At 74.0% G+C, this 10,285-nt stretch carries 11 protein-coding genes and 1 pseudogene; 7 read left to right on the top strand and 5 right to left on the bottom strand.

Annotated elements, in window-relative coordinates:
- Nucleotide 1: 1 nt before the first annotated feature.
- Both KBX39_RS12145 and KBX39_RS12140 read left to right on the top strand, forming a co-directional pair.
- Nucleotides 2–595, top strand: coding sequence for an antibiotic biosynthesis monooxygenase (locus KBX39_RS12145; RefSeq protein ID WP_210870502.1), 594 nt, complete (start codon nucleotides 2–4; stop codon nucleotides 593–595).
- Between the two features lie 100 nt (nucleotides 596–695).
- The gene (locus KBX39_RS12140; protein WP_210870500.1) at nucleotides 696–1,538 is read left to right on the top strand and encodes a GDSL-type esterase/lipase family protein; all 843 of its coding nucleotides are present in this window, start codon (nucleotides 696–698) and stop codon (nucleotides 1,536–1,538) included.
- Nucleotides 1,539–1,578: 40 nt separating this feature from the next.
- Here KBX39_RS12140 and KBX39_RS12135 read toward each other — a convergent pair.
- The 3 genes and pseudogenes from KBX39_RS12135 to KBX39_RS12125 all read right to left on the bottom strand — a co-directional run bounded on the left by KBX39_RS12135 (nucleotide 1,579) and on the right by KBX39_RS12125 (nucleotide 3,413).
- Nucleotides 1,579–2,288, bottom strand: a pseudogene (locus KBX39_RS12135) (EcsC family protein).
- Between the two features lie 39 nt (nucleotides 2,289–2,327).
- Nucleotides 2,328–2,474, bottom strand: a complete 147-nt coding sequence (locus KBX39_RS12130; RefSeq protein ID WP_166456378.1) for a hypothetical protein — start codon at nucleotides 2,472–2,474, stop codon at nucleotides 2,328–2,330.
- Between the two features lie 93 nt (nucleotides 2,475–2,567).
- Nucleotides 2,568–3,413, bottom strand: a complete 846-nt coding sequence (locus KBX39_RS12125) for a hypothetical protein (protein ID WP_064447510.1) — start codon at nucleotides 3,411–3,413, stop codon at nucleotides 2,568–2,570.
- A gap of 393 nt (nucleotides 3,414–3,806) precedes the next feature.
- On the opposite strand from KBX39_RS12125, the gene KBX39_RS12120 reads away from it, so the two are divergent.
- The 3 genes from KBX39_RS12120 to KBX39_RS12110 are packed head-to-tail and all read left to right on the top strand — an operon-like array spanning nucleotide 3,807 to nucleotide 5,902.
- Complete coding sequence (locus KBX39_RS12120) at nucleotides 3,807–4,727, top strand: proteasome assembly chaperone family protein (protein ID WP_043325065.1); 921 nt, start codon at nucleotides 3,807–3,809, stop codon at nucleotides 4,725–4,727.
- 37 nt (nucleotides 4,728–4,764) lie between these two features.
- Nucleotides 4,765–5,562: an exodeoxyribonuclease III gene (locus tag KBX39_RS12115; RefSeq protein ID WP_210870498.1), complete on the top strand. Its 798-nt coding sequence runs from the start codon at nucleotides 4,765–4,767 to the stop codon at nucleotides 5,560–5,562.
- A 25-nt stretch (nucleotides 5,563–5,587) separates the two neighbouring features.
- Nucleotides 5,588–5,902 carry an antibiotic biosynthesis monooxygenase gene (locus KBX39_RS12110; RefSeq protein WP_043325067.1) on the top strand — a complete coding sequence of 105 codons (315 nt, stop codon included), beginning with the start codon at nucleotides 5,588–5,590 and terminating at the stop codon, nucleotides 5,900–5,902.
- A gap of 98 nt (nucleotides 5,903–6,000) precedes the next feature.
- On the opposite strand, the gene KBX39_RS12105 is transcribed toward KBX39_RS12110, so the two are convergent.
- Complete coding sequence (locus KBX39_RS12105; RefSeq protein WP_247660115.1) at nucleotides 6,001–6,708, bottom strand: class F sortase; 708 nt, start codon at nucleotides 6,706–6,708, stop codon at nucleotides 6,001–6,003.
- 368 nt (nucleotides 6,709–7,076) lie between these two features.
- On the bottom strand, nucleotides 7,077–7,658 hold the full coding sequence (locus KBX39_RS12100) for a hypothetical protein (RefSeq protein ID WP_210870497.1): 582 nt from the start codon (nucleotides 7,656–7,658) through the stop codon (nucleotides 7,077–7,079).
- 79 nt (nucleotides 7,659–7,737) lie between these two features.
- Here KBX39_RS12100 and trmB point away from each other — a divergent pair, with 79 nt between their 5' ends.
- A complete protein-coding gene (gene trmB, locus KBX39_RS12095) occupies nucleotides 7,738–8,424 on the top strand; it encodes a tRNA (guanosine(46)-N7)-methyltransferase TrmB (protein WP_064447508.1) in 687 nt (228 codons plus the stop codon).
- Between the two features lie 61 nt (nucleotides 8,425–8,485).
- The coding region (locus tag KBX39_RS12090; protein ID WP_210870495.1) for an RNA helicase at nucleotides 8,486–10,285 on the top strand (1,800 nt) is incomplete at its 3' end.

The raw sequence follows: 10,285 nt of genomic DNA, 5'->3' as shown, positions 1-10,285 counted from the left end.
CATGACCACGACGCACGCCGGACCCGTGACCGTCGCCGTGTCCCGGCGCGCCGACCCCGCGCGTACCGACGAGGTGGTGGCGTGGATGCGGGCCGGTACGGCGCTCGCGGAGAGCTTCCCGGGCTTCCTCGGCGCCGGTTTCGTCCGCAGCGCCCCCGGTTCCGGCGAGTGGCACGTGATGTACCGCTTCGCCGACGCGGACACGCTGCGCGGCTGGGAGGACTCGCCGCAGCGGCGCTGGTGGCTCAGCTCGGCGCAGGGCATCGTCGAGCACACCCGGGTCGAGCGGCGCACCGGCATCGAGGGCTGGTTCGACCCGCCGGTGGACCACGTGGTCGAGACGTTCGGCGAGCCGGAGCCGGCCGCGCCGCCGCGCTGGAAGCAGGCGGTCACGATCTGGCTGGCGTTCTTCCCGCTCAGCCTGGCCGCCACGCTGCTGACCGCCCGGTTCCTCGCCGACGTGCCGCTGGCCGGGCGGACGCTGCTGATGACGCTCGTGCTCACCCCGCTGATGACCTACCTGGTGCTGCCCCGGATCACCCGCCTGCTGCACCGGTGGCTGCACGGCCGGCCGGCGCCGACCCGACAGATGTGAACGACAGTGGTCTATGCCTGATAGCCGACAGAACCACTTCCGGGACCCCGCCGGGGCATAGGGTCGACGCGCCCGTTGCCGCCGCCCGACGGGGGAACCCATGCCTCGACGCTGGATCGCCGCACTGGCCTGCCTGGCGGCGCTCGTCGCGCTCGCCTGTGACGGCTCCGGCGAGGCGTCGCCCCGGCCCTCCGGCACACCCCGCCCCGGCGAGCCCCGGGTCCTCACGGCGCTCGGGGACTCGGTCAGCACCGGCTACGGCTCCTGCCTGGTGCTGGTGAGCTGCGAACGCAACTCCTGGTCGACCGGGGACGGCCTGCGGGTGGAGAGCGTCTACCGGCGGCTGCGCGCCGACGCGCCGGGGCTGCGGGCGTACAACCGGGCCGCGCCCGGGGCCCGCGCGTCCGCGCTGACCGGCCAGGCCCGGTCGGCGGTACGCGACAAGGCCGACCTGGTCACCGTGCTGATCGGCGCGAACGACGCCTGCCGGGGCGACGTCGACGACATGACGCCCGTCGCCACGTTCCGCGATCAGGTCGACGCGGCGCTCGGCGTGTTGCGCGAGGGCCGGCCGAAGGCCCGGGTGCTGATGGTCAGCATCCCGGACCTGCACCGGCTCTGGCAGATCGGGCACACCGAGCCCCGCGCCGTGCGGGCCTGGTCGCGTGGCGTCTGCCCGGCGCTGCTCGCAGACGCCACGTCGACCGCGCCCGCCGCGGTGGCCCGCCGGGCCCGCGTCCGGGACCGGATCGAGGCGTACGACGGACAACTGCGCGCCGCCTGCCGGGCGTACGGGTCACGCTGCCGCTGGGACGGCGGCGCGGTGCACCGTCACCGCTTCACGCTGGACCAGGTGAACGCGCTGGACTGGTTCCACCCGAACGCGGCCGGGCAGGGCCGGCTGGCCGAGGTGGCCTGGAACTCGTCCGGCTGGGCGAGCTGACCGGCGCGGGCCGGACGGACGGACCCAGGGCCGAGGAGGGTCAGGGCTGACGCGGGCCGGGAAGCGGCCGGGGACCACCGGCCCGGTAGAGGGCGCGCGTACGGTCGGCCAGTTCCTTCGTGGCCGACGAGTTGGCCCAGGTGCCGAGCACGATCGCGGCGCCCGGCACGACCTTGGCGAACATCCGCTTGGCGGCGCGTACCCCGGCCATCCGGGCCAGCCGGACACCGAGCTGGAGCATCACCCGGCCCAGCGCCCGATCGGCGGCGGAGCCGAACAACGCGCCGGCCCGCTCCCGGCCGGCGGCCACCCCGAGCGCCAGGCGGGCGGTCTGGGCGGCCTTGTGCACCCGCTGGAGCACCAGCAGATCGGTGGCCCGGTCGACGTGCGTCGGGTCGGCGCCGTACGCGGCCGCCACGTGCAGCACCAGCCGGGCCTGGGTCCAGGCCAGCACGCCCACGTCGATCACCGCGCCGGGCAGCCCGGCGGCGCCGGAGACCGCGCCGGAGAGCCGGGCGTGGTTGACGAACTTGCGGACCGCCTGGTCCGCCAGCTGCTCGGGCGGCGCGTCCGGCCGCAGGGCGCGTTCCCGGGCCGCCCACTGCGCGGCCTCCGGCCCGAGCCGGCGTACGGCGGGTCCGCCCGCATCCGGTCCCAGAGCTGGGCCGGTGGCGCCGCGGGCGCGGCCCCCGGGGGGGCGGGGGGGGCGGGGACGGCGTCGGGCTCCCCGACGGGGGCGGGGTCGGTCACGAAGGGCTCCGGGGGCTCGTGCGGCGGGGGTGACGCGGGTCAGCGCCGGCGCGACTGCAGCCGGGTCGCGATCTGCCGCAGCCGGGCCTGGTTCTCCGGCTTGGACATCTCACGCCGGCCGCGGTCGACCAACTGCTGGCCCCGCGGCGACCGCAGGAAGGCGGTGATCCGTTGCATCAGCGACATGGTGTCCTCCGTCCCGCGGTCCCCTTCATGTGTACCTGGGACCGGCAAGCCCCGTGATACCCGAATCGACCCTTCGGCAACCACTCGTCCGGCTCAGCCCAGGATCTCGGCCACCACCTCGCCGGCCCGCCACTCGTGCTGGGCGTACGCGTCCGGGAACGCCGAGATCTGCACCGCCTGGGCGGCCACCGACAGCGGCAGGTCCTGCCAGCCGGGGATCTCCTCCAACGCGGACAGGAACGCCTTCGTCGCGTACTCCGGGTCCATGAGCTGCTCGACGGTGCCCCAGCCGCTGCTCGGCCGCTGCTGGAACAGCCCGACCGAGTCGTGGTCCCAGCCGATGGCCTGGTGCGGGTAGTTCTGCGACTCGGGCAGCACGCCGCTGGCGTAGTTGAGCAGCGTGCTCTCCTGCATCGCGGTCGCCACCGCGATGACCAGGGCCCGGCGCGGCACGCCCATCTCCTTGCCGGCCTGCACGATCTTCTTGGCGTTGTTCATCTGGGTCCGGTCCAGGCCGGCGACCGGGACGATCTGCCGGACCGTCTTCGTCGGCTTCGGCTTGGGCTTGGCGGTCGCCTTCGGGCTCGCCGTCGCGGACGGGGCGGCGGTGGTCGGCGCGGTGGTCGGGCGGGCGCTCGCGCGGGAGGCGACGTCGGCCTCCGCGCGCTCGGCGACCTCCGCCGAGGGCGCCGGGGCGGCGGCGCGCTCCGGCGCGCCGAAGCCGGCCTGGCTGACGCCGACCAGGCCGAGGCAGCAGGCCGCGCCGGTGGCGACCGCGAGCCTGGTCCGGCCGGGCCGGGGGTTCATGGGGGCCCAGAAGCGGGTACGCCGGAAGAGTCCCTGGAGCCTCGTCGAACGGTTGGTGGAGGGGGTATCGTCCGAACGGTCAGCCGGGCGGCCGGGGCCGAACGGGTCGTCGAGGGTGCCGTCGCTACGCATCCGACGAGGCTAGGCAGGGCAAACCGGGATCACCCAGGCCTGTCGAGTGGCCCTCGCCACACTTCGGCCGACCCGGGCCGGACACTCGCGGCCTGCCGCGCCCAGCCGACGACAGACCTCGGGAACCCGGCGAATCACCCGCCGGCCACGCGCCGAAACTCTCCCGGCACGAACCTCGTAGATGTCCCGGTCCCGCCCGGTGATCGACTAACTCGTCCGTTCGGACGATCCGGATGTCGGCCGCCGGACCGGGGCGTAGCCGAATCGTGATCACCATCCGGGCATCAGAGGTGTCCGTAACGGAATGGACCACACCCCCCGGTACGTTTGCCGAACCGGGGAGACCGCACGTTCGGCGCTCCCCCGTACGCGTCGACAGGGAGGACCCCACCGGTGCTCGATCCACACGAGCTCTACGAACTCACCGACGAGCTGCCCGAGCTCGGCCAGCCGGTGCTGATCCAGGCGCTCACCGGCTTCGTCGACGCCGGCAACGCCACCCGGCTCGCCCGGGAACAGCTGCTCACCTCGCTCGACGCCCGGACGATCGCCCGCTTCGACGTCGACCAGATCTTCGACTACCGCTCGCGCCGCCCGGTGATGACGTTCGTCGAGGACCACTGGGCCGACTACGACGCCCCGGCGCTGGAGCTGCACCTCCTGCGCGACGACGACGAGACCCCGTTCCTGCTGCTCACCGGCCCCGAGCCGGACCTGCAGTGGGAGCGTTTCGTGGCCGCCGTCGCCGGCCTCTGCGCCCGCCTCGACGTCCGGCTCACCGTCGGGCTCAACTCGATCCCGATGGCGGTGCCGCACACCCGGCCCAGCGGCGTCACCGCGCACGCCACGCGCAAGGACCTGATCGCCGGCCACGAGCCGTGGCTGCAGAAGGTGCAGGTGCCGGCCAGCGTCGGTCACCTGCTCGAGTACCGCCTCGGCGAGCAGGGCCGCGACGCCCTCGGGTTCGCCGCGCACGTGCCGCACTACGTGGCCCAGGCCGAGTACCCGGCCGCCGCCGAGGCGCTGCTGTCCGCCGTGTCCCGCAGCACCGGCCTGCTGCTGCCGGTCGAGGACCTGCGCACCGCCGCCGAGGCGGTCCGGGTGGAGATCGACCGCCAGGTCACCCAGACCGAGGAGGCGGCCACGCTGGTGCAGGCGCTGGAGGAGCAGTACGACGCGTTCGCCCGCGGCCGGGGCGAGAAGAGCCTGCTCGCCGGCGAGACCGGTCCGCTGCCCACGGCCGACGAGCTCGGTGCCGAGCTGGAGCGCTTCCTGGCCGAGCAGACCCGCCCCGGCGACACCCCGGAGCGCTGAGGCGGCGGGACGGGCGGCGATGCGGCAGGCTGGGGCCATGCGCCTGGCGACCTGGAACGTCAACTCGGTGAAGGCCCGCCTGCCCCGGCTGCTCGACTGGCTGGCCACCACGAAACCCGACGTCGTGTGCCTGCAGGAGACCAAGTGCCCGGACGGGGCGTTCCCGGTCGCCGAGGTGGGCGAGCTGGGCTACGAGGTGGCCAGCCACAGCGACGGCCGGTGGAACGGCGTCGCCGTCCTGTCCCGGGTCGGGCTCGCCGACGTGGCGGTCGGCTTCCCGGGCGAGCCCGGCTTCCCCGAGCCCGAGGCCCGCGCCATCTCGGCCACCTGCGACGGGCTGCGGGTCTGGTCGGTGTACGTGCCGAACGGCCGCACGCCGGACGACCCGCACTACGCGTACAAGCTGGCCTGGTTCGCGGCGCTGCGCGACGCCCTGGAACCGGAGGTCGCCGGGCCCCTGCCGGTGGCCGTCTGCGGCGACTTCAACGTCGCGCCCACCGACGCCGACGTCTGGGACCCCGCGCTGTTCGCCACCTCCACCCACGTCACCCCGGCCGAACGGGTCGCCCTGGCCGCGCTGCGTGACCTCGGGCTGGAGGACGTGGTGCCGACGCCGATGAAGGGGCCGCACCCGTTCACGTACTGGGACTACCGGGCCGGGATGTTCCACCAGAACAAGGGCATGCGGATCGACCTGGTGTACGCGAGCGCGCCGTTCGCCCGCGCGGTCCGCTCCGCGTACGTGGATCGGGAGGCCCGCAAGGGCAAGGGTCCCTCGGACCACGCCCCGGTGGTGGTCGACGCCGACCTGACGCCGGCCGTCGAGACGTTCTGAGTCCGAGGCTCGTTAGGGTGGACGTATGGCAGTCGTGAAGATCAACGCGATCGACGTCCCGCCCGGCGCCGGCGAGGAGCTGGAGAAGCGGTTCGCGGCCCGGGCCGGCGCGGTGGAGAACTCCCCCGGCTTCCTCGGCTTCGAGCTGCTGCGCCCGGTCGCCGGGGAGAGCCGCTACTTCGTGTACACCCGCTGGGAGAGCGAGGAGGCGTACCAGGCGTGGGCGCAGGGCCCGTCCCGGGCCGCGCACGCCGAGGGCGGCGAGCCGCGCAAGCCGGTCGCCACCGGCGCGAACCTGCTGGAGTTCGAGGTCGTCCAGCAGGTCCCCGCCAAGCCCTGACCCCTCCCCATCCCCCTTCTCCGTCGATCATGAAGTTAGCGGCGCTCGACGTCCGTTTTGTCACCGCCAACCTCATGATCGACCGGGGCGGTGGCCCGTCAGGATGCCAGGGACGCGAAGACGATCACGTTGTCCTGGTAGCCGGTACGGCCGCCGACCCACTCGCCGCCGCAGGTGATCAGGCGCAGCTCGGCCGGACCTGAGTCGCCGTAGACCCGCGCGGCGGGCAGGTTCGACTTGTCGAAGTACTCGACGCTGTCCACCTTGAACGTCACCACGCTGCGGTCCGCGCGGGTCACCTGGATCCGGGCGCCCGGTTTGAGCGAGCGCAGCCGGTAGAACACGGCCGGGCCGCTCTTGGTGTCGACGTGGCCCACGATGATCGCCCGACCCGGGTCGCCGGGCACCGCTCCCCTGTCGTACCAGCCGGTCTGGTCGTGCTCGGTCAGCGGCGGTACGTCCACCGAGCCGTCCTTCGCCTGCCCGACCGGGGTGACCGGCGCGTTGACCTTGATGGCCGGCACCGCCAGGCGTACCGGCCGGCTCGCCGGCTTCCGGGCCGGAGCGGCAGCGTTCGCCGGGGCCGCCGCCGCGCCCGAACCGCCCGATCCGCTCGACTCGGTCGACGCGTCGGCGAAGTCGAACGGCCCGGCTGTGCGCCCCAGCCCGGCCCCGGTGGCGAACACACCGACCAGCACCAGCACCACTGCCAGCGGCTTCGACCAGGAGCCCCGGCCCCGGCCCCGCCCGCCCGGCGATGCCGGTGGCGGCTCGACAGGCGGCGGCCCGGCGGGGCGTGGGCGCAGGGCCGGCGGATCGGCCGACGGCGGATACCACGGTCGCGACGCGGCGGGCGGCGGCATCCACGGCCGCGACCCGGAGACCGGCACGGCCGACGACCCGGTCCCGGCGGACGATCCGGTCCCGGCGGACGATCCGGTCCCGGCGGACGGACCCGTCCCGGCGGCAGACCCACTCCCCGAGCGCGGGCCGGTCCGGGGCGTGGCGGCCGGATCAGCCCTGGAGAACCGGGCGGCGTCGGCGGGCGGCCCGGCCCGGGACGGCCGGGCCGAGCCCGTGGGCGGCGCGGCGGGCGGGGGCAGAGCCACGAACGGCCAGCCGGAGCGCCGGGATGCGGCGGGCGGCGGGACGAAGTGCTCGGCCATGGCGGGCCTCAGCGTCCGGCGGCGCCACGGGCGTGGCGGCGGGACGCGGCCACACCGAGCCCGGCGCCGACCATGGTCACCGCCAGTCCGACCGGCACCAGCAGGCCGCCGAGGCCGGGACCGGCCGTGCCGCCGAACCCGGTCGCCGGGCCGCGGCTGGGCAGGTGACTGGGCCCGTGGGTCGGCGGCCGGGTGGGCTGCCCCTGCTTGACCACCTGGAGCATGGTGGAGGCGGTCTCCCCGCCCGGGCACTCCAGCTTGACCCGGTAGTTGCCGGGCCGGGTGCGCTCGTGCACCATCGGCGAGGCGGTGAGCAGGCCGCGCTGCGGCTGCACCTGGATCTTGCCGAACGCGTCCGAGGTGACGATCGCCGGCACGGTGTTGTTCCGGCAGCTCGCCCGGATGCCGACCAGGTAGCCGGGCGACACGGTGCCCGGGGTGACCTCCACGAAGATCACGTCGGCCGGGGGCTGTTCCGGCACCGGCTCGGCGGCGCGCGGCGCGGCCTGGGCGGGCAGCGCGCCGACCAGCGGGGCGGCGCACGCGGCGACCGCGACCAGCAGCGCCTCACGTACCCTGAACGACCCCATGACCCCTCCCGGCGTACGGGATGAATCCTCTCACCCCCGGCCGCACATCACATCCGATCCGGGCTAGGCTCGGCTCGTTGTGACCCTCACCGACCTTCCCGCCGCCCGCATCCGCACCTTCCATCCGCGTCGCGGGCGGATGAGCGACCGGCAGCGCGACGCGCTGGACCGGCTCTGGCCCGCGTACGGCCTCAGGATCGCCGCCCTCGACGGGCCGTGCGATCCGGCGGCGCTGTTCGGACGGCGGGCGCCGCTGGTGCTGGAGATCGGCTCCGGCATGGGCGACGCCACCGCCGCCATGGCGGCGGCCGACCGGGACCGACACTATCTGGCGGTCGAGGTCCATACGCCGGGAATCGCCAACCTGCTCGACCTGGTGGAACGCCACGGTCTGGACAACGTACGGGTGGCCGAGGGCGACGCGCTGGACCTGGTCCGGGCCATGCCGGAGGGCTGCTTGGACGCGGTGCACGTCTTCTTCCCGGACCCGTGGCCGAAGACGCGCCACCACAAGCGGCGGATCATTCAGCCGGCGCACGTGGCGCTGCTGCGGTCCCGGCTGGCCCCGGGCGGCACGTTGCACTGCGCGACGGACTGGGCGCAGTACGCCGAGTCGATGCGCGAGACGCTCACCGCCGACCCGGAGCTGGTCGACGTACACGGCGGCTACGCGCCGCGTCCGGCGCACCGGCCGGTGACGAAGTTCGAGCGCCGCGCGCTGACCGCGGGCCGGGAGGTCTTCGACCTGATCCACCGGCGGCGCTGAACCCGTTGCGCTGAACCCGGTTGGCGCGGCGCGGTGTGATCCAGGCACGATGGGAGCCGCCATGACTCTCACCGCCGCGCTGCCGAAGACCGCCGATCCCGACACCCTCTACGACGCGTTCGCCTCCTGGGCGTCCGAGCGCGGCCTGAACCTCTATCCCCATCAGGAGGAGGCGGTCATCGAGATCGTCTCCGGCGCGAACGTGATCATGAATACGCCGACCGGCTCGGGCAAGAGCCTGGTGGCGATCGCGGCGCACTTCGCCGCGCTGGCCGACGACCGCACGACCTTCTACACCGCGCCGATCAAGGCGCTGGTCTCGGAGAAGTTCTTCGCGCTCTGCGAGGTCTTCGGCGCCGAGAACGTCGGCATGCTCACCGGCGACGCCAGCGTCAACGCGGACGCGCCGATCATCTGCTGCACCGCGGAGATCCTGGCCAACCTGGCGCTGCGCGAGGGCCGCCGCGCCGACGTCGGCCAGGTGGTCATGGACGAGTTCCACTTCTACGCCGAGCCGGACCGGGGCTGGGCGTGGCAGGTGCCGCTGATCGAGCTGCCGCAGGCCCAGTTCGTGCTGATGTCGGCCACGCTCGGCGACACCACCCGCTTCGTCGACGACCTGAGCCGGCGCACCGGGCGGCCGACCGCCGTCGTCCGCTCGGCCGAGCGGCCGGTCCCGCTCCTCTTCTCGTACGCGACCACGCCGCTGCACGAGACGCTCGAGGAACTGCTGGAGACCAAGCAGGCCCCGGTGTACGTGGTGCACTTCACCCAGGCCGCCGCGCTGGAACGCGCCCAGGCGCTGATGAGCGTGAACGTCTGCACCCGCGCCGAGAAGGACATGATCGCCCAGGCGATCGGCAACTTCCGGTTCACCTCCGGCTTCGGCAAGACGCTGTCCCGGCTGGTCCGGCACGGCATCGGCGTGCACCACGCCGGCATGCTCCCGAAGTACCGCCGCCTGGTCGAGACGCTCGCCCAGGCCGGCCTGCTCAAGGTCATCTGCGGTACGGACACGCTCGGCGTCGGCATCAACGTGCCGATCCGCACCGTGCTGTTCACCGGCCTCTCAAAGTACGACGGGGTGCGGACGCGCCTGCTGAAGGCCCGCGAGTTCCACCAGATCGCCGGCCGGGCCGGGCGGGCCGGATTCGACACGCTGGGCCGGGTCGTGGTGCAGGCCCCCGAGCACGTGATCGAGAACGAGAAGGCCCTCGCGAAGGCCGGTGACGACCCGAAGAAGCGTCGCAAGGTGGTGAAGAAGAAGCCGCCGGAGGGCTCGATCGGCTGGGGTGAGCCGACGTTCCAGCGCCTGGTCGAGGCCGAGCCGGAGCCGCTCACGTCCAGCTTCCAGGTCAGCCACTCGATGCTGCTCAACGTGATCGGCCGCCCCGGCGACGCGTTCGCCTCGATGCGGCACCTGCTCACCGACAACCACGAGGACCCGGCCGCGCAGCGCCGGCACATCCGCCGGGCCATCGCCATCTACCGCGCGCTGCGGGCCGGCGGCGTGGTCGAGGAGCTGCCCGAGCCGGACGAGACCGGCCGCCGGGTACGCCTCACCGTCGACCTCCAGCTCGACTTCGCGCTCAACCAGCCGCTGTCACCGCTGGCGCTGGCCACAGTGGAACTGCTCGACCGGGAGTCACCGTCGTACGCGCTCGACGTGCTCAGTGTGATCGAGTCGATCCTGGACGACCCGCGCCAGGTGCTGTCCGCGCAGCAGTTCAAGGCCCGCGGCGAGGCGGTCGCCGCGATGAAGGCCGAAGGCATCGAGTACGAGGCACGCCTCGAACTGCTCGACGAGGTGACCTGGCCCAAGCCGCTGGCGGAGCTGCTGGAGTCCGCGTACGAGATGTAC

The organism is Micromonospora sp. D75, assembly GCF_018070405.1.
Taxonomy (GTDB): Bacteria; Actinomycetota; Actinomycetes; order Mycobacteriales; family Micromonosporaceae; genus Micromonospora; species Micromonospora chalcea.
Note: the sequence above shows the minus strand (reverse complement) of the source record. Positions and strands in the feature narration are given on the sequence as shown.